This window comes from Streptomyces africanus, from assembly GCF_030816955.1.
GTDB lineage: Bacteria > Actinomycetota > Actinomycetes > Streptomycetales > Streptomycetaceae > Streptomyces > Streptomyces africanus.
In genome coordinates, this window is record NZ_JAUSYP010000001.1 from 6,863,593 (window position 1) to 6,882,693 (window position 19,101).

The following is a 19,101-nucleotide window of genomic DNA, read 5'->3' on the forward strand; positions in this document are numbered from 1 at the left end:
CCACGGGCGGCAGGTCCCTGGGGTCTACCCAGCTTCGACGCGATTCCAACGCGGCACAGACGCCCCATCCGACTGCCGCTGCACCCATTGACAGCGCTTTCTGCTGCCCTTAAGTTGCCGCGGAGTTACCGGTAAGAGCTCGAAAGTTTCGGTTCCGCGTCCCATGCCCACGGGAGGCCCGAGCAATGAGCACGTCCACCACATCGGCCCCGCCGGGCACCGAGGATCCGCCTCCGGCCAGAGCCGCACCCCGACGCGGCAAGCGGGACCCCGCCCGGACCGGCTGGCGGCGGGCGCTGCGCCGCGACTGGCAGTTGTACTCGCTGGCGGTCCTTCCGCTGCTGTTCTTCCTGGTCTTCCGCTACCTGCCGATGATCGGCAACGTCATCGCCTTCCGGCGTTTCGAACCGGGCGGGTCGATCTTCGGCGAGGAGTGGGTGGGGCTGCGCTATGTGCAGATGTTCCTCAACGACCCCACCTTCTGGCAGGTGTTCCGCAACACCCTGTGGATCGGCGGGCTCACGCTGCTGTTCTGCTTCCCGGTCCCGATCGTGCTGGCGCTGCTGCTCAACGAGGTGCGCCGGCGCTCCCTGAAGCGGTTCGTGCAGTCGGTGTCGTACCTTCCGCACTTCCTGTCGATCGTGATCGTCGCGGGCATCACGATGCAGATGCTGGCCAGTGACGGCCCGGTCAACCACCTGCTCGGCTGGTTCGGCCACGAACCGATCCGCTTCATCCAGGAGCCGGAGTGGTTCCGCACGATCTACGTCGGCTCGGAGATCTGGCAGACCGCAGGCTGGGGCACGATCCTCTACCTCGCCGCGCTCACCACGATCGACGAGGACCTCTACGAGGCCGCGCGTATCGACGGCGCCAACCGCTGGCAGCAGATCTGGCACGTCACCCTGCCCGGCATCCGGCCCACCATGGTCACGCTGCTGATCCTCAACATCGGCACGTTCATGGCGGTCGGCTTCGAGAAGGTCCTGCTGCTGTACAACCCGCTGACGTATCCGACCGCCGACGTGATCTCGACGTACGTCTACCGGTCCGGCGTGGAGTCCAACAGCTTCAGCTACGCCGCCGCCATCGGACTGTTCGAGGCGATCATCGGCCTGGTCCTCATCACGTCCGCCAACCAGCTCTCGCGCCGCACAGTGGGGACGAGCCTGTGGTGAAGCCGAGTCGTTCCTACCGGGTCTTCCAGGGCGTCAACGGGGTGGTGCTCACCCTCGTCGTGCTCGTGACCCTGTACCCCTTCGTCAACATCCTCGCGCGGTCCTTCAGCGGGGAGCGGCAGATCCGGGCCGGTGAGGTGACCCTGCTGCCCAAGGGGTTCAACCTCACCACGTACGAGATCGTGTTCCAGGACTCGATGTTCTGGCGGAACTACGGCAACACGGTGCTCTACACGGTCGTGGCGACCGCCGTGGCCATGGTGCTGACGACGTGTTACGCCTACGTGCTGTCGAAGAAGCACCTCAAGGGCCGTGGTCTGCTCGTCGGCATCGCCGTGTTCACCATGTTCTTCACCGGCGGGCTGATCCCCAACTACGTCCTGGTCAGCAACCTCGGACTGAAGAACACCATCTGGGCCATCGCCCTCCCGAACGCCATCAGCGTCTTCAACCTGCTGGTGATGAAGGCCTTCTTCGAGAGCCTGCCGGGCGAACTGGAGGAGGCCGCGCAGATCGACGGGCTGAGCACCTACGGCATCCTGCTGCGGATCGTGCTGCCGCTGTCGAAGGCGGTCGTCGCCACGATGGTGCTGTTCTACTCGGTGTCCTTCTGGAACTCGTGGTTCAGCGCCTTCCTCTACCTGGACAGTTCCGAGCTGATGCCGGTCACCGTCTACCTGCGCAACCTCATCTCCGGCGCCACCACGGGCGGCAACGCCGGTGCCGCCGACGCACAGCTCAGCCAGGTCGGGGCCAACATCCAGGCGGTCACCATCGTGCTGACCTCGCTGCCCATTCTCTGCGTGTACCCGTTCGTCCAGCGCTACTTCGTCTCGGGCGTGATGCTCGGCGCGGTCAAGGGTTAACAAGGGAGTTTCCGTGTCATCCGTGAAGAACGCAGGACAGCTGTCGCGGCGCCAGATCCTCGCCGCCGCCGGTTTCATCGGCCTCGCCACCCTCACCGGCTGTGGCAGCGGTGACGACGGCGGGGACTCCAAGGACCTGTCGAAGAAGCGACACGGCGCGATGAAGGAGTACCGGGCCGGCCAGCGGTTCAAGGCCACGAAGCCGCTGTCCTTCTCCGTGCTGCACAACAACAACCCGGTCTATCCGATGAAGAACGGCTGGCTGTTCTGGAAGGAACTGGCCAAGCGCACCGGCATCACCCTGAAGCCCGTGGCCGTCCCCCTGGTCGACTACGAGAAGAAGAGAAGCGTCCTGATCGGCTCGGGCGACGCCCCCTTCCTGATCCCCAAGACGTACCACCCCTCGGAGGTCGCGTTCGTGTCGTCGGGCGCGGTCCTCCCGGTCAGCGACTACGTGCACCTGATGCCCAACTTCCGGGACAAGGTCAAGAAGTGGAAGCTGGAGCCGGAGCTCGACTCCATCCGCCAGTCCGACGGCAAGTTCTACCTGCTGCCCGGACTGCACGAACGGGTCAGGTCCGGCTACTCGCTGGCGCTGCGCACGGATGTTCTCGACCGGCTCGGGTTGAGCCGGCCCGGCACCTGGGACGAGGTGCACGAGGTCTTCAAGGCGATCAAGGAGGAGTACCCGGACCGCTACCCCTTCTCCGACCGCTGGAGCAAGAACACGCCCTACCCGGCCGCCGCTCTCTTCAGCTACCTCGGCCAGGCGTACGGCGTCCGGGCCGGATGGACGTACGACAACATCAGCTGGGACGCGAAGGCGCAGACGTTCGCTTTCACCGGAGCGACGGACGCCTTCCGGCAGATGATCGAGTACGTGCGGAAGCTGGTCGCCGAGAAGCTGGTGGACCCGGAGAGCTTCACCCAGACCGACGACGAGGCCGCACAGAAGCTGCTGGCCGAGAAGTCGTTCGCGATCAGCGCCAACCCGCAGGTGCTGGTGCAGGAATACCGGTACAACCTGCAGAAGCAGGTCAAGGGCGCCAAGATCGAGATGATCCCGGTGCCGCTGGGGCCCGCCGGCCCGGTCGTGATGGGCGGCGCCCGGCTGGAGAACGGCGTCATGATCTCGAGCAAGGCGCTGAAGAGCGACAGCTTCGTCGCGATGATGCAGTTCGTGGACTGGCTCTGGTACTCGGACGAGGGCCAGCGGTTCGCCCGGTGGGGCGTCGAGGGCGTCACCTACACCCGCTCCGGTGGCCAGTACAGGATCAAGGACGGCATCAGTCTCATGGGTTCCGACCCGGACGCCCCGAAGGACCTGCAGAAGGACTACGGCTTCTACAACGGCGTCTTCGCCTACGGCGGCAGCTGGGAGCTCGTCTCCTCCATGTTCGGCCCGGACGAGAAGAAGTTCCAGGACGTCATGGCCCAGCGCGAGCAGACGCCCATCGCCCCGGCCCACCCGTTGCAGTCCTTCGAGCAGGAGCAGGCCTCTCTGTGGGAGACGCCCCTGAGGGACCACGTCACCCAGAACACCCTCAAGTTCGCGCTCGGTGAGCGCCCGCTGTCCGACTGGGACGCGTACGTCACCGAGCTGAAGTCGAAGAACATGCAGCGGTTCGTCGACCTGCACAACAAGGCCTACGAGCGGTTCAAGAAGGAGAACGGGTGATCCGCCTCCGCGACGCGCCGGCCGGCCGGCTGACCGGCGCCCGGCGACACCGTGCCGGCACCGGCCGTGTCGTCCTGCCCCTGGCCCTGAGCCGCCATGAGGTCACTCTGGTGGAGCTCGCCCCGGTCGTCGGCGGGGCCCCGCCCCGGTCGGACGAGCGGCGCCGGCCCGGCCGGGAGGCGGCATGAGCACCGTCCGCACCTCCGACTTCGGTAGCGGAGCCCTCTCCCGCGCCTCCGCCCTGATCCACACCCTCCTCACCGTCGAGGCGTTGCTGCTCCTCGCCGCCTCCCCGGGCCTGGCCGGACTGCTCCTGCTCCGCCCCGACCCCGCCAACCTCCCCTTCGCGGCCCTGTGCCTGCTGCCGCTCGGACCGGCCCTGTCCGCCGCGCTCTACGCCCTCCACCACCGCAGCCGCGACCTCACCGAGCTGCGTCCGTCCCGTGCCTTCCTGCGCGGCTGGCGGCTCAACGCCGTACCGGCGCTGAAGCTGTGGGCGCCGCTGCTGGCCTGGCTGACGGTCATCGCCTTCACCCTGACCCACTTCGCCGCCACCGGTCTGCCCGGCTGGTGGGCGCTGCTGCTCGCGGCGATCGGCGCCGGCTCCCTCCTCTGGGGCGCGCACGCTCTCGTCCTCACCTCGCTGTTCGCCTTCCGCGCCCGGGACACCGCCCGCCTCGCCGGGTACTTCCTGTTCCGGCACGGCCGCGCCACCCTCGCCGCGGCCTCCCTGCTCGTCCTGGCGGCAGCGATGACGGCCCTGCTGACCGAGGCCCTGTCCGCCCTGCTGGCCGCCCCGCTGCTGCTGTCCCTGCTGCACGGCAGCCGCACGGTGATCACCGAGACCCAAGAGGACTTCACGGCATGACCGCGCCCCGCACTCCGAAGATCCCGTACGGCGGTGACTACAACCCCGAGCAGTGGCCCGAGGACATCTGCGACGACGACCACCGCCTGTTCACCCGGGCCGGCATCGACACCCTGACCGTGGGCGTGTTCACCTGGTCCCTCATCCAACCGGCTCCGGACACCTACGACTTCACGGTCCTGGACCGCACCTTGGACCGGGCCGCCGCAGAAGGACGCCAGGTCTGCCTGGCCACCGGCACCGCTGCTCTCCCGCCCTGGCTCGCCAAGCGGCACCCCGAGGTCAACCGCACCGACTTCGAGGGCCGCCGCCACCGCTACGGCCAGCGCCACAACTTCTGCCCCAGCTCACCGGCGTACCGCGAGCACGCCACCGCGCTGGCCTCCCGCCTCGCCGAGCGGTACGCCGACCACCCGGCCCTGCTCGCCTGGCACATCAACAACGAGTACGGCGGCGCCTGTTACTGCGAGCTGTGCGCCGAGGCGTTCCGGGAGTGGCTCCGGGACCGGCACGGCAGCCTCGACGCCCTCAACGACGCCTGGTGGACCACCTTCTGGTCGCACCGCTACACCGACTGGGACCAGATCGAGCCGCCCAACGCCCTCACCGAGCACTGGCGCGGCCCCGACCACACCGCCTTCCAGGGCATCACCCTCGACTGGTTCCGCTTCACCACCGACGCCCTCCTCGGCTGCTTCCTGGCCGAGAAGGAGGTGATCCGCGCCCACGACCCGGACACCCCCGTCACCACCAACTTCATGGGCACCTTTCGCCCCCTCGACTACCACCGCTGGGCGCCCCACCTCGACTTCGCCTCCTGGGACAACTACCCGCCCCTGGACGCCCCGCCGACCCGGCCCGCCCTCGCCCACGACCTGATGCGCGGCCTGAAGGACGGCGCCCCCTTCTGGCTGATGGAGCAGACGCCGTCGACGACGGCCTGCCGGGACGTCAACCCGCTGCGGCGGCCCGGCGAACTCCGCCTCGCCACCTTCCAGGCCATCGCCCACGGCGCGGACGCCGCCCTCTACTTCCAGATGCGCGCCTCACGGGGCGCCTGCGAGAAGTACCACGGGGCCGTCATCGGCCACGCGGGCCGTGACGACACCCGTGTCTTCCGCGAAGTCGCCGTGCTCGGGCGGGAGTTGGAGTCCCTTGGTGACCGGACCCTGGGCGCCCGCACCCCGGCCCGCACCGCCCTCCTCTTCGACTGGGACAGCTGGTGGGCCCTGGAGATCTCCGACGGCCCCTCCCGGCTGGTCAAGTACGTGGACGTGGTCCACGCCTACTACCGGGCCGCCCGCGAGGCCGGCGCCGACGTGGACGTGATCCCGCAGTCCGCCGACCTCGCGCCCTACGACGTGGTGCTCGCCCCCGCCCTGCACATGATCAAGGGCGACCTCGCCACGCGCCTCGAAGACGTGGCCGCACGCGGCGGCACGGTCCTGGCCACGTTCCTCTCCGGCCGCGTCGACGCACACGACCGCGCCTTCCTCACCGACGTCCCCGGCCCGCTCGCCCGGCTGATGGGCATCCGCGTGGACGAATGGGACGCCCGCCCACCGGAGTTCACCCAGCCGGTCCCCGAACTGCCGGCCGAGGCACGGCTGGTCTTCGAGATCGTGCTGCCGCGCGGCGCCGAACCGGTCGCCACCTACGGCACCGACTTCTACGCGGGCACTCCGGCCGTCACCCGCAACCCGTACGGCGACGGCGAGGGCTGGTACATCGCCACCGCCCTCGACCAACCGGGTGTCGACGAGGTCGTCCGCCGGATCCTGGCCCGCCACCACCTGCTCGGCCCCTACGCCGACCACCCCTCGGTGGAGACGGCGACCCGGGTCGCCCCCGACGGCAGCCGCCTGCTCTTCCTCCTCAACCACGCCCCCGAGCCGGCCCGTCTGACCGCCCACACCACCGCCACCGACCTGCTCACCGGCAAGCGCGTGGAGCAGGGCGCCCCCCTGGTCCTCGACCCCCTGGGCGTCGCGATCCTTCAATGAAGTCCTTCAGTGGATCCGCCGCCCCCGCTCGTCCGGCACCCCCGACTTGCGGAAGAAGTAGCTGTTGATCTGGTCGCGCCACTCGCGGGCACTGCGGAGCTGCTCCTCGTACCGCTCCGCCACCCGCGCGTGGCGCGCCGGGTCGACCAGGTCGGCCAGGCCCGCCCACACGCGACGGGCCTCCTCGACCTCCTCCACACCCTCGAAGTGCGTGTCGTAGATGTGCTGGATCACGGTCTTCCCGCTCTTCAGCAGATGCCCGTACGGCACATGGTGGAAGAACAGCAGCAGCTCGTCGGGACAGGTGTCCGGCGACTCGTACAGCTCGGCCCACGGCTTGGCGTACTGACCGGCGTACCCGGTGCCGGTCGCCACGCTGCGGTCGACGCCGACGCCGTCCCGGTCGGCGAAGTGATAGGTGCCCCACGGGCTGTACTCGTACCCGTCGACGCTCGGCCCGTAGTGATGGCCCGGCTGCACCATCCATCCCACGCCGAGCGGAGCGGTGTACTTCTCGTACGTCCGCCACGAGCCGTCGAGCACCGCGTGCAGCCCGTCGGACAGGCGCTCCGGGGCCTCGGGGAAGGTGAGCCCGATCCACTCGTCGAGCACCTCACGCGGCTCGGCGTCCGGCCGCCAGGCCAGCCGCCCGAAGGTGTACAGGCTGGCCTGGGCCAGGGGATGTCCCGTCCAGAACGGATCGTCGCCGACGTTGGACACGCCGACCAGCCCGCCCCGCGCCCGTTCCCCCACGGACGACTCCGGTCCGTGCCGGAACCGCAGCACCTCACTCCACATCGGCCCCAGCCAGCAGACGTGCCGCTGCTGCCCGGTGTACTCCTGGGTGACCTGCAACTCCACCGCCAGACGGGTACGCGGCATCGCCCCGATCAGCGGCGAGACCGGCTCGCGCACCTGGAAGTCCATCGGCCCGTGCTTGACCTGGAGCACCGCGTTCGGCGCGAACTCGCCGTCCAGCGGCACGAAGTGGTCGTACGCGGCCCGGGCCCGGTCCGTCGTACGGTCCCGCCAGTCCTGGCGATGGTCGTAGACGAATGCCCGCCAGTGGACGGTGCCGTCGTACTGCCCAACCGCGGCGGCCAGCATGTTCGCCCCGTCCGCGTGACTGCGGCCGTAGGCGAACGGGCCCGGCTGCCCCTCCGAGTCGGCCTTCACCACGTACCCGCCGAAGTCGGGGATCGCCTCGTACACCCGCCGCGTCGCCTCGGCCCACCAGCCGCGCACGGCCTCGTCCAGCGGATCGGCCGTGGGCAGTCCGCCGAGCACCACCGGCGCGGCGAAGGAGACCGACAGGTGGGTGCGGATGCCGTAGGGCCGCAGCACATCGGCGATCGCGGCCACTTCGCCGATCCGGTCGGTCAGCAGACGCGCCTCGGCCGCGTGCACGTTGACGTTGTTGACGGCGAGCGCGTTGATCCCGCACGCCGCCAGCAGCCTGCCGTACGCCCGTACCCGCTCCAGGTCGCCGCGCGCCCGCCCGTCCTCCCAGAACAGCGAGCCGCCCGCGTACCCGCGCTCCACCTGGCCCATGACCGGGTGCACGGCGACGTTGTCCCAGTGGTCGAGCATGCGCAGGTCGAGCGCGGGGCGATGCGTCTCCCGCGTCCACGCACCGGCGAACGCCGCCTCGCCGAGGCGCACGACGTGGAACAGGCCGTACAGCAGTCCCCGCCCGCCGGAGGCGGTGACGGCCGTCGTGCCGCCGTCACGCGCGCAGGTGAAGCCCTCTTCGCCGAGGCTCTCGCCGCCGAGGTCGAGGACCAGGTCGTAGGTGCCGTCCGACACGGCATCCCGCACGACCCGGCCCCCGAACCGCCGGCAGGCCTGAGCCACCTCCCCGTGCACCGTCTCCGCCAGAGCACCCGATCCACGGATCAGCGTCCGCCGGCCGCCGACCGCCCGGAAGGCGGCGGGCGGCAGCCAGGCCGGGTCGGCACCCTCGGGCAGGACGGGCACGGGAAGCGGCATGGAACCCCCCAACTCGGCTGCTCAGGCGAGCAGTTCGACCTCCGCCAGCGTGCCCTCGCCGTCGAGGACCAGGCGGTACTTCTCGTACGTACCCGGTGACCTCACGCTGAACGCGCGTGTCTGCCTGTCCCAGGCGAAGGACTCCCCGGAGCGCCGGTCCAGCGTCCGCCAGGTCGTGCCGTCGGACGAGCCCTGGAGCGTCCAGCCGTCCGGTGCCTGCGCCCGGTCAGCCGACGACGTCAGCGTGTACTGGACCGCCTCGGCGCGCTCGGGGACCGGCAGGTCCACGGACGTCACCGCCGCGTCCGTCGCCGACGTGTCGTCGAACAGGGCGCCCTCCCCGTCGAGCACGTCCGCCCGGGGCGCCGGCACCTCGTCGTCCCGCGTGATCGACACCGGCGCCGCGTGCCTGCCCGTGCCCCACGACGACGGCCGCGGACCCATGTCGAACTCCAGCACGCCCCCCTGGGCGACCAGCGCGTGGGGCAGCGAGGTCTTGGTCCACGTCCGGCCGTTCACCTTCAGCCCCTGCACGTACACGTTCCGCGCGCTGTTCCGCGGTGCCTTCACCACCAGCTCGCGCCCGTTCTCCAGATGGACGGTCGCCTTCCTGAACAGCGGGGAGCCGATCGCGTACTCGCCGCTGCCCATCACCAGCGGGTAGAAGCCGACCGCGGAGAACAGGTACCAGGCCGACTGCTCGCCGTTGTCCTCGTCGCCGTGGTACCCCTGGCCGATCTCGCTGCCGGTGTACAGCCGGGACAGCACCCCGCGGACCTTCTCCTGTGCCTTCCAGGGCTGCCCGGCCGCGTCGTACATGTAGACGGCGTGGTGGGCGACCTGGTTGGAGTGCCCGTACATGCCCATCCGCACGTCCCGTGCCTCGGTCATCTCGTGGATGACACCGCCGTACGAGCCGACGAACTCGGGGGAGGCCGTCTCGGGCGTGGAGAAGTACGCGTCGAGCTTGGCGGCGAGGCCTTTCCGGCCGCCGTACAGATTGGCCAGACCGCGACTGTCCTGCGGGGCGGTGAACGCGTACCCCCAGCCGTTGGTCTCGGTGTAGTCGTGGCCCCACACCCGCGGGTCGTACGTCGAGGACTCGACCCGCCAGTCGCCCTTCGCGTCCCGGCCCTGGAAGAAACCGGCCTTGGCGTCGAAGAGGTTCACATAGCCGCGGGCCCGGTTCAGGAAATACTCCGACTCGTCCTTGTAGCGCCGCTCGCCGGTCTCCTCGTAGAGCTTTCGGCCCATGCGGGAGATGCCGTAGTCGTTGAGGTAGCCCTCCAGCGCCCAGGACAGGCCCTCGTGCGTCTCGGTGCTCGTGTAGCCGAGGAAGGGGGAGGTGGCCATGCCCTTGCGGCCGACGCCCGAGTGCGGGGGCACGACCGTCGCGTTCTTCACGGCCGCGTCGTACGCCGCCTTCGCGTCGAAGTCGACGCCCTTGACGTACGCGTCCGCGAAGGCCACGTCGGAGGACGTGCCCGTCATGAGGTCGGCGTAGCCGGGGGAGGACCAGCGCGAGGTCCAGCCGCCGTCCTTGTACTGCTGCACGAACCCGTCGACCAGCTCACCCGCCTTGCTCGGCGTGAGGAACGAGTACGCCGGCCAGGTCGTCCGGTAGGTGTCCCAGAAGCCGTTGTTGACGTACACCCTGCCGTCGACGATCTTCGCGCCGGTGTGCGTCGGGGTGTCCGGGTTCGGCATGGGGGAGAAGGGCGAGGCGTACTGGTCCTTGCCGCCGACCTTCTCGAAACCGGAGTTCGGGTACAGGTACAGCCGGTACAGGCTGGAGTACAGCGTCGTCAGCTGGTCGGGGGTCGCGCCCTCGACCTCCACCTTGCCGAGCAGCCGGTCCCACTGCCGCTGGGCGCTCCGCTGCACCGCCTCGAAGGAGGTGCCGTCCGGGATCTCCTGGCGGAGGTTGTCCCTGGCCTGGTCGACGCTGATGAGCGAGGTCGCCAGGCGCAGGGTGACGGTCCGGTCGTCGGCCTTGAAGCGGAGGTAGCCCTTCACGCCGGACGACGAGCCCTCGGTCACGGGCTGGTCGAACTCGCCGTAGACGAACAGCCGGGTCGCGCCCGTCGACAGTCCGGACTTCACGTCGGAGTAGCCGGTGACGATCCCGTTCTCCTGGTCGAGCGTGAGCCCCGCCTGGTCCGTCACATTGTCGAAGAGGACACTCGCGTCGTCGCCCGGATAGGCGAACCGCAGGGCCGCCGCGTGGTCGGCCGGTGCCATCTCGGCCTTCAGCCCGTTCTCGAACCGCACCCCGTAGTAGTACGGCCGCGCGGTCTCGTTCTCGTGCCGGAAGGCCAGCTCCCGCGCCTCACGGCCGGTGTCCGGGGTGCCGGAGGCGGCCGACGGCATCACCTGGAAGGTCTGCCGGTCACCCATCCAGGGACTCGGCTCGTGGCTCGCGCTGAACGCCTGGATCGTCGGCAGGTTCTCCGCGTTGTTCGCACGTGCGTAGTCGTACAGCCAGCTCAGCGAGCCCGCGTTGGTCACCGGTGTCCAGAAGTTGAAGCCGTGCGGCACCGCCGTCGCCGGGAAGGTGTTGCCGCGCGAGAAGCCGCCGCTGGAGTGGGTGCCGCGCGTCGTCACCGCGTAGTCGGACAGATGCGCCTTCGGCCGCTCGGGAGCGACGGACTCGATGGTCACGTCGTCCAGCCAGCCCCGGAACCTCGCCGGGCCCTTCGGCGAGTCGTACGCCACCAGGATCCGGTCCACGGTCTTCCCGGCCGCCACCGACCCGATCCGCGCGGCCACGTCGTTCCACTGGTTGACGTAGAGGACCTTCGCCGCGCCCTGCCCCCGCGGGGTCAGCGGGAAGCCGTGCCGGTCCGTGGCCCCCAGGTCGCTCAGGTAGGTGCCGTCGGTGAAGGCGAGGTCGACGGAGACGTGCGTCGCGTCGTAGTCGAGGTCGCCGTCCGCCATCGACGGGAAGACGCGATAGGCCAGCCGCGTGTCCCGGCCGACGGCCACGTTCACGTCGAAGACCTTGTTGTACGAGTACGCCCGCCCGTCGGCGGTGTGCCGGCCGGCGTAACGCAGGGCGCGCTTTCCGGTGAACCCGGCGCCCGCCTTGGCGGTGGGGGAGCCGCTCGGGCCGCGGTCGACGAGGGAGAGCATGTCCTGGGGTACGGGCCCGTCGCTGCCGCCGGTGGAGAACTGCACGTCGGCGAGTTGGAGGAGGTCGCCGCCGTTGTTGCCGGTGACGTCGAGCCGTAAGTACCGGTAGTCGGCCGGTTCCGCCACCTCGTACGTCCTGGTCTGGAACCGTTCGGAGAAGGCCTCCCCGGAGCGGGTGTCGAGCGTCTTCCAGTCCTTGCCGTCGGCGGAGCCCTTCAGGGTCCAGTCCTTCGGGTCGCGCTCGTCGTGGTCGTTGGCCGACGTCAGTGCGTATCGCGCCAGTTTGACCGGTTTGTCCAGGTCGAACTCCGCCCAGCCGGTGGGCTCGAAGGTGAGCCATTTGGTGCTCGGCTCGCCGTCGACGAGGTTCTCCTTCACCTCGCCCCCGCCCGTGTTCTCGGCGCCGGCCCGGACATCGGTGACCTGGTCGGTCACATTGCCGGGTATGCCGCTGCTGTAGCCGCCGTCGACGCCCGAGGCGCGTTCGCTGCCGTCCGGGTTCGTGTCGACGGTGTTCAGCCAGTCCGGAAACGGGTCGTCCGCCTCGAAGGAGGACGCGAATCTCCGGTCGGCTTCCTCGGGGGCTCCGGGCAGTGCGACCGCAACGCCCTGGGACCCCAGGGCCACAGCGAAGGCGGTCGCCGACACGACCGCCGCACCCCATCTGTGCCGAGCTTTCCGTTGCATCAACGGGTACCCTCCCTGCGCAGTGGACAACGTTGTCAACTTCGATGCGCAAGGACCAGTAGTTGCCCAAGTGCCAGGGAGTGTCAAGGGTGTTGCTTGTGGCATTCGGGGGTGACGACCGGCAATTTTCCGCCGGGGGAGAGGTGGGCGGCCTGACTTTCCGTGAGGTCTCAACTCGGATAAGACCCACGGCCAACCCTGTGTTCGATCTTGATCCGCTGACGGGAAGTGGACTATACCTGTCGCACGCTTCACGCGATCCGCACGTCACCACCCGCACTTCCTGCACGACCCAGCTTGACCCGAACGCGGTGCCGGGAAGGATCCGGTTCACCGCCTGAGTCCTGGAGAAGGCGAGGACTTGAGCATGGGATCCACTTCCGCCGAGAACCACGGCACCGAGGGTGTCGGCCGCCGTGATCTGATCAAAAGGTCCGCCGCGCTCGGGCTGATCTCCGTTCCCGCGATGAGCTTCCTGTCCGCCTGCGCCAGCAGCGGCGGCGACGACAGCGGGGACAAGGCCAAGGCCGGCAAGAAGACCGCGAAGAACCCGCTCGGCGTCAACGACACCGCGGGCATGGAATTCGTCCTGTTCGACGGCGGTTTCGGCAAGGAGTACGCCGAGGATGCCGTGAAGATCTACGAGAAGAACTTCCCCAAGGTGAAGGTGAAGTTCTCCGCCACCCAGAAGATCCAGTCCACCCTCCAGCCCCGCTTCAACCAGGGCACCCCGCCGGACCTCATCGACAACTCCGGCGCCGAGCAGATGGACATGGGCGTCCTGGTCGGCAAGAACCAGCTCGCCGACCTCACCCCGCTGCTGGACGCGCCCTCCTACGACGACCCGAACAAGAAGGTCCGCGACACCCTGCGCCCCGGCATCGTCGAGATGGGCCAGTTCGACGGCGAGAAGGTCTGGGTCTTCTACTACGCCTACACGGTGTACGGCGTCTGGTACTCGCAGAAGGCCCTGGACTCGCTCGACGAGCAGTACCCCGAGACCTGGGACCAGATGCTCGCGGTCTGCGAGAAGGCGAAGAAGAAGGGCATGGCGGGCTGGACATACGCGGGCAAATACCCGTACTACCTCCCCTTCTCGCTCTACCCGATGATCGGCAAGGTCGGCGGCCGTGAAGTCCTCGACGCGATCGACAACCTGGAGCCGAACGCCTGGAAGCACCCGGCCGTCAAGGCCTGCTTCGAGGCCTACTACGAGCTCTACAAGAAGGGCTACGTCCTCAAGGGCACCCCGGGCCTGGACCACATCCAGTCGCAGACCGCCTGGGCCGAGGGCAAGGCGCTGTTCATCCCGAACGGCTCCTGGGTGGAGAACGAGTCGGCGAAGGTCATCCCCGAGGACTTCGACCTGGCCGTCTCCGCGCCCACCGGCCTCGACTCCTCCGACAAGATGCCCTTCGGCACCATCTGGGCCTCCGGCGGCGAGCCCTTCATCGTCCCGGCGAAGGCGAAGAACGCCGAGGGCGGCATGGAGCAGCTGCGCATCATGCTCAGCGAGGCCTCCTCGAAGAACTTCACCAGCAAGGTGAAGTCGCTGACGGCGTACAACGGCGGCACCGACGGCATCGCCCTCACCCCCGGCCTCAAGTCGGGCGTCGCCGCGCTGGAAAAGGCCGGCGACAACGTGGTCAATCCCCGTCTCCAGGACTGGTACGTGCAGTTGCAGAAGGAGAAGATCGGTGTCTCCGGCCTCGGCGAGATGATGGCCGGCCGCCTCACCCCGGCCGAGGCCATCAAGAAGATCCAGGGCTTCGCCGACGAGGCCGCGAAGGACGACTCCATCAAGCACTACAAGCACCAGTAACGGCACCGGAATCCCAATTTCCGCAAAGGCACCGGAGTGGCGATGCAGCACGGCAAGTACCGGTTCATCGTGGGCTTCCTCGCGCTGCCCCTGGGACTGTACGCGCTCTTCGTGGTCTGGCCGTTCATCCAGTCCATCTATTACTCGTTCACGGACTGGACCGGCCTGAGCCCCGAATTCAAGATGGTCGGATTCGACAACTACAGCCGGCTGCTCGACGACGACATCTTCTGGAAGTCGTTGCAGCACAGCCTGCTGTTCGCCCTCCTGCTGCCGGTGGTGACGATCAGCCTCGCGCTGTTCTTCGCTTTCATGATCAACGTGGGCGGCAGAAAGAGAAAGAACGGACCGGTCATTTCCGGCGTCCGCGGCTCCTCCTTCTACAAAATCGTCTACTTCTTCCCGCAGGTCCTCTCGATCGCCATCGTCGCGCTGCTGTTCGCGTTCGCGTACAACCCGGACAGCGGCGCGATCAACTCGGTCCTGCGCGGCATCGGACTCGGCGACGTCCAGCCCCTGTGGCTCGGCGACCCCGACCTGGCGCTGTGGGCCGTGATGGCGGTCCTCGTCTGGTCCACGGTCGGCTTCTTCGTGGTCCTCTTCTCCGCCGGCATGGCCTCCATCCCGGGGGAGATGTACGAGGCGGCGCTGCTGGACGGCGCGAACCGCTTCACCACGTTCTTCCGCATCACCCTGCCCCTGCTCTGGGACACCGTGCAGTCGGGCTGGGTCTACATGGGCATCCTCGCCCTGGGCGCCGAGTCGTTCGCGGTCGTGCAGATCATGACGACCGGGCCGGGCGGTCCCGACTACTCGACCACCGTCATGGTCCTGTACGTGTACCAGAAGGCGTTCCGGGACGGGCAGGCCGCCTACGCCACCACCATCGGTGTCGCCCTGCTCGTCGTCACACTGGCCTTCGCCGCCGTGGTGATGCGGCTGGGCCGTCGCGAGCGGCTGGAGTACTGATGAAGACGACACAGACCCCCGCGCCCGTGCCGGCCGAGTCCGGAGCGCCCGTCACCAAGGCGGATCTTCCTACGGGCCCACCGCCGAAGGAGAAAAAAGAGGGCACGGTCCTCAACGCCTTCTCCCACGGCATCCTCGTCCTCTGGGCGGTCATGGTGGTCATGCCGCTGCTGTGGGCGGTGATGACGTCCTTCAAGGACGACCGGTCCATCTTCAGCTCCCCCTGGTCGCTGCCGGACACGCTGCACTTCGACAACTGGTCGCGGGCGTGGACCGAGGCCAACATGAGCGACTACTTCCTCAACACGGTCCTCGTGGTCGGCGGTTCGCTCATCGGCACGCTGGTCCTCGGCTCGATGGCGGCGTACGTCCTGGCCCGCTTCGACTTCCCGGGCAACCGCTTCATCTACTACCTGTTCATCGGCGGCATGAGCTTCCCGATCATGCTGGCGCTGGTCCCGCTGTTCTACGTCGTGAACAACATGGGCCTGCTGAACACCATCCACGGCCTGATCCTCGTCTACATCGCCTACTCCCTCCCGTTCACGGTCTTCTTCCTGACGGCGTTCTTCCGCACGCTGCCGACGTCGGTGGCGGAGGCGGCCTTCGTCGACGGCGCCTCGCACAGCCGTACGTTCTTCCAGATCATGCTGCCCATGGCCAAGCCGGGCCTGGTCAGCGTCGGCATCTTCAACTTCCTGGGCCAGTGGAACCAGTACATGCTGCCCACGGTCCTCAACACCGACCCCGACAAGCGAGTGCTCACCCAGGGCCTCGTCCAGCTGGCGGTCAGCCAGGGCTACAAGGGCGACTGGTCGGGCCTCTTCGCGGGCCTGGTGATGGCGATGCTGCCGGTCCTCGCCGCGTACATCATCTTCCAGCGGCAGGTGGTGCAGGGGCTGACGGCGGGTGCGCTGAAGTAACCACGGCCCTCGCAGCCACTGCCGGTGGGTCCGCAGCCCGGCGTTGCGGGGTGCCGCTGCGCCCACCCGTACCGCCCTGGGGGTACCTCCCAGGCCCTTAAGCACTGGGGGAGGCACGACTGCCCGCAGCTGAGGCGAGACGCGCCCGCACCCGCGCACGCACGGAAGGGGACGTGTCGGGGGGTGTCCGCCCGCAGCGGTTGGCGCGTCAACGCCGGTTAGTCGGTGTGTGGCCCCATCGCGCCGTTCCGAGGACGGACACCCCCCGGCGCGGCCCCGACCCACCACCACAGCGCAGGCGCTACGTGCACCCCCACCGAAGCAGCCACAGGCCGCCGCAGGCACACGTAGCCCTCCGCGACCACACGCACACATGGAGGAATCGGCTCAACCTCTTGACGGGAGGCAACCCGAACGGCTCAGCTTAGAGTTCACTAGTTGGACATGGACGGGGTCTCATCGAAGCGGCCCCGCGCGCAGGAGGTCGTCGTGGAGACTCCGGGGTCGCAGTCGTCGCTGCACCGAGCCAACCTGGAGCGGGTCGTACGAGCCGTGCGCCTGGCGGGCTCCCTCACCCAGGCCGAGATCGCGCGGACGACGGGCCTGTCCGCCGCGACGGTGTCCAACATCGTCCGGGAGTTGAAGGAAGGCGGCACCGTCGAGGTCACACCCACCTCGGCGGGCGGCCGCAGGGCCCGCAGCGTGTCGCTCAGCGGGGACGCCGGCATCGTCATAGGGGTCGACTTCGGCCACACCCACCTGCGCGTCGCGATCGGGAACCTCGCCCACCAGGTGCTCGCCGAGGAGTCCGAGCCCCTCGACGTCGACGCCTCGTCGACCCAGGGCTTCGACCGGGCGGAACAGCTGGTCACCCGCCTGATCGAAGCCACCGGCGTCGACCGTTCCAAGATCGCCGGCGTCGGCCTCGGCGTGCCCGGCCCCATCGACGTCGAGTCCGGCACCCTCGGCTCGACCGCCATCCTGCCCGGCTGGACCGGCACCAAGCCCGCCGAGGAGCTGCGGGAGCGCCTCGGCGTACCCGTCCACGTGGACAACGACGCCAACCTCGGCGCCCTCGGCGAGATGGTCTGGGGCAGCGGCCGCGGCGTGCGCGACCTGGCGTACATCAAGGTCGCCAGCGGTGTCGGCGCGGGCCTGGTGATCAACGGCAAGATCTACCGCGGCCCGGGTGGTACCGCAGGAGAAATCGGACATATTACACTCGATGAATCCGGCCCCGTCTGCCGCTGCGGAAACCGCGGCTGCCTGGAGACCTTCGCGGCCGCGCGCTACGTGCTCCCGCTCCTCCAGTCCAGCCACGGCACCGACCTGACGATGGAAGGCGTCGTACGGCTCGCGCGGGACGGAGACCCGGGCTGCCGTCGGGTGATCGCCGACGTCGGCCGCCACATCGGCAGTGGAGTCGCCAATCTCTGCAACCTGCTGAACCCGAGCCGTGTGGTCCTCGGCGGTGATCTCGCCGAGGCCGGTGAGCTGGTGCTCGGGCCGATCCGGGAGTCCGTGGGCCGCTACGCCATCCCCAGCGCGGCACGCCAGCTGTCCGTTCTCCCCGGGGCACTCGGCGGCCGTGCGGAGGTGCTCGGTGCGCTCGCGCTGGCCCTCAGTGAGATGGGCGATTCAACCCTTTTGGACGGGACCGCCGTCGGGGCGCTGCAGGCGGCGACCCCTGCCTTCACTTAGAGAACGGATGGCACCGTTGCCATCTCGTTAAGGATTTACTTCTTGACGTCGTACGTGTGGCCGAGTTGACTTCCAGCCACCTCGGCCGCAATGTCGCGGCCTCGTCAGGGAGGTTTCTGAAGTGAACACGCGTATGCGTCGCGCCGCTGTTGCGATTGCCGCCGGTGCGATGGCCGTTTCGCTTGCTGCCTGTGGCAGCGCCAAGGAGTCCGGCGACAACGCCGACTCCACGGGGTCCGCCAAGAAGGGCGACGACATCAAGGTCGGTCTGCTCCTTCCGGAGAACGCGACCGCGCGCTACGAGAAGTTCGACCGGCCGCTCATCGAGAAGAAGGTCAAGGAGCTCACCGGCGGCAAGGGCGAGGTCGTCTACGCCAACGCCAAGCAGGACGCCAGCACGCAGAACCAGCAGGTCGACACGATGGTGACCAACAAGGTCGACGTGCTGATCGTGGACGCGGTGGACTCCAAGGCCATCGCCGGCTCGGTGAAGAAGGCCAAGGACGCGAACATCCCCGTCGTCGCCTACGACCGTCTGGCCGAGGGCCCGATCGACGCCTACACCTCGTTCGACAACGTCACCGTCGGCAAGACCCAGGGCGATGCCCTGCTGAAGGCCCTGGGCTCCAAGGCCAAGGACGGTCAGATCGTCATGATGAACGGGTCGTCCACCGACCCCAACGCCGCCCAGTTCAAGCAGGGCGCGCACTCCGTCCTCGACGGCAAGGTGAAGGTCGGCCGCGAGTACGACACCAAGGAGTGGAAGCCGGAGAACGCCAACGCCAACATGGAGGGCGCCATCTCCGCCCTCGGCAAGGACAAGATCGTCGGCGTCTACTCCGCCAACGACGGCATGGCGGGCGGCATCATCACCGCCCTGAAGGCCGCCGGCATCGCCGACATCCCGGTCACCGGCCAGGACGCCGAACTCTCCGGCGTGCAGCGCATCGTCACCGGTGAGCAGTACATGAGCGTCTACAAGCCCTACCCCAAGGAGGCGGACGTCGCGGCCGAGATGGCCGTCGCCCTCGCCCAGGGCAAGTCGCTCGACTCGATCGCCAAGGACAAGGTCGACAGCCCGACCACCAAGGCCATCCCCTCCGTCCTGGTCCCCGTCGTCTCGCTGACCAAGGACAACATCAACGACACCGTCATCAAGGACGGCATCTACACCGTGAGCGAGATCTGCACCGGCAAGTACAAGGCCGCCTGCGACAAGATCGGTCTCCAGTAAGCAGCCGTCAGGTCCCCCTGCGAGAGGGATACGGGAGTCCGCGTCCGGACT

At 68.6% G+C, this 19,101-nt stretch carries 13 protein-coding genes; 11 read left to right on the forward strand and 2 right to left on the reverse strand.

The window, feature by feature from the left end; all coding sequences use genetic code 11:
- The first annotated feature begins 185 nt into the window (after positions 1–185).
- The 6 genes from QF034_RS31690 to QF034_RS31715 are packed head-to-tail and all read left to right on the forward strand — an operon-like array spanning position 186 to position 6,593.
- On the forward strand, positions 186–1,178 hold the full coding sequence (locus tag QF034_RS31690; RefSeq protein WP_307178117.1) for an ABC transporter permease: 993 nt from the start codon (positions 186–188) through the stop codon (positions 1,176–1,178).
- Positions 1,172–2,044 (forward strand): carbohydrate ABC transporter permease, encoded by an 873-nt coding sequence (locus tag QF034_RS31695; protein WP_307178118.1) that lies wholly within the window; start codon positions 1,172–1,174, stop codon positions 2,042–2,044. The genes QF034_RS31690 and QF034_RS31695 overlap by 7 nt, the downstream gene beginning before the upstream one ends.
- Positions 2,045–2,066: 22 nt before the next feature.
- Positions 2,067–3,722 (forward strand): ABC transporter substrate-binding protein, encoded by a 1,656-nt coding sequence (locus QF034_RS31700; protein ID WP_307178119.1) that lies wholly within the window; start codon positions 2,067–2,069, stop codon positions 3,720–3,722.
- The gene (locus tag QF034_RS31705; RefSeq protein WP_307178120.1) at positions 3,719–3,910 is read left to right on the forward strand and encodes a hypothetical protein; all 192 of its coding nucleotides are present in this window, start codon (positions 3,719–3,721) and stop codon (positions 3,908–3,910) included. The genes QF034_RS31700 and QF034_RS31705 overlap by 4 nt, the downstream gene beginning before the upstream one ends.
- The gene (locus tag QF034_RS31710; protein ID WP_307178121.1) at positions 3,907–4,590 is read left to right on the forward strand and encodes a hypothetical protein; all 684 of its coding nucleotides are present in this window, start codon (positions 3,907–3,909) and stop codon (positions 4,588–4,590) included. Before QF034_RS31705 ends, QF034_RS31710 begins: the two co-directional genes overlap by 4 nt.
- Positions 4,587–6,593, forward strand: a complete 2,007-nt coding sequence (locus QF034_RS31715) for a beta-galactosidase (protein WP_307178122.1) — start codon at positions 4,587–4,589, stop codon at positions 6,591–6,593. The genes QF034_RS31710 and QF034_RS31715 overlap by 4 nt, the downstream gene beginning before the upstream one ends.
- 6 nt (positions 6,594–6,599) lie before the next feature.
- Here QF034_RS31715 and QF034_RS31720 read toward each other — a convergent pair whose 3' ends face one another.
- On the reverse strand, positions 6,600–8,582 hold the full coding sequence (locus QF034_RS31720; RefSeq protein WP_307178123.1) for an alpha-glucuronidase: 1,983 nt from the start codon (positions 8,580–8,582) through the stop codon (positions 6,600–6,602).
- A gap of 21 nt (positions 8,583–8,603) precedes the next feature.
- Positions 8,604–12,401, reverse strand: coding sequence for a GH92 family glycosyl hydrolase (locus QF034_RS31725; RefSeq protein ID WP_307178124.1), 3,798 nt, complete (start codon positions 12,399–12,401; stop codon positions 8,604–8,606).
- A 367-nt stretch (positions 12,402–12,768) separates the two neighbouring features.
- On the opposite strand from QF034_RS31725, the gene ngcE reads away from it, so the two are divergent.
- From ngcE to QF034_RS31750, 5 genes are all read left to right on the forward strand, one after another.
- Positions 12,769–14,223: an N-acetylglucosamine/diacetylchitobiose ABC transporter substrate-binding protein gene (ngcE, locus tag QF034_RS31730; protein WP_307178125.1), complete on the forward strand. Its 1,455-nt coding sequence runs from the start codon at positions 12,769–12,771 to the stop codon at positions 14,221–14,223.
- A gap of 42 nt (positions 14,224–14,265) precedes the next feature.
- Positions 14,266–15,192: a carbohydrate ABC transporter permease gene (locus QF034_RS31735; protein WP_306962493.1), complete on the forward strand. Its 927-nt coding sequence runs from the start codon at positions 14,266–14,268 to the stop codon at positions 15,190–15,192.
- The gene (locus tag QF034_RS31740; protein WP_307178126.1) at positions 15,192–16,115 is read left to right on the forward strand and encodes a carbohydrate ABC transporter permease; all 924 of its coding nucleotides are present in this window, start codon (positions 15,192–15,194) and stop codon (positions 16,113–16,115) included. Before QF034_RS31735 ends, QF034_RS31740 begins: the two co-directional genes overlap by 1 nt.
- 489 nt (positions 16,116–16,604) lie before the next feature.
- Complete coding sequence (locus QF034_RS31745; RefSeq protein WP_307178127.1) at positions 16,605–17,816, forward strand: ROK family transcriptional regulator; 1,212 nt, start codon at positions 16,605–16,607, stop codon at positions 17,814–17,816.
- 133 nt (positions 17,817–17,949) lie between these two features.
- Positions 17,950–19,050 (forward strand): ABC transporter substrate-binding protein, encoded by a 1,101-nt coding sequence (locus QF034_RS31750; RefSeq protein ID WP_307180019.1) that lies wholly within the window; start codon positions 17,950–17,952, stop codon positions 19,048–19,050.
- Positions 19,051–19,101 lie beyond the last annotated feature (51 nt).

What these genes read in the sequence shown, in the direction of transcription:
- QF034_RS31750 (WP_307180019.1), top strand. Translation starts at nt 17,950, where the DNA reads ATGCGTCGCGCCGCTGTTGCGATTGCCGCCGGTGCGATGGCCGTTTCG.
- QF034_RS31735 (WP_306962493.1), top strand. Translation starts at nt 14,266, where the DNA reads ATGCAGCACGGCAAGTACCGGTTCATCGTGGGCTTCCTCGCGCTGCCC.
- QF034_RS31725 (WP_307178124.1), bottom strand. Translation starts at nt 12,401, where the DNA reads ATGCAACGGAAAGCTCGGCACAGATGGGGTGCGGCGGTCGTGTCGGCG.
- QF034_RS31720 (WP_307178123.1), bottom strand. Translation starts at nt 8,582, where the DNA reads ATGCCGCTTCCCGTGCCCGTCCTGCCCGAGGGTGCCGACCCGGCCTGG.
- QF034_RS31690 (WP_307178117.1), top strand. Translation starts at nt 186, where the DNA reads ATGAGCACGTCCACCACATCGGCCCCGCCGGGCACCGAGGATCCGCCT.
- QF034_RS31710 (WP_307178121.1), top strand. Translation starts at nt 3,907, where the DNA reads ATGAGCACCGTCCGCACCTCCGACTTCGGTAGCGGAGCCCTCTCCCGC.
- QF034_RS31740 (WP_307178126.1), top strand. Translation starts at nt 15,192, where the DNA reads ATGAAGACGACACAGACCCCCGCGCCCGTGCCGGCCGAGTCCGGAGCG.
- ngcE (WP_307178125.1), top strand. Translation starts at nt 12,769, where the DNA reads ATGGGATCCACTTCCGCCGAGAACCACGGCACCGAGGGTGTCGGCCGC.
- QF034_RS31715 (WP_307178122.1), top strand. Translation starts at nt 4,587, where the DNA reads ATGACCGCGCCCCGCACTCCGAAGATCCCGTACGGCGGTGACTACAAC.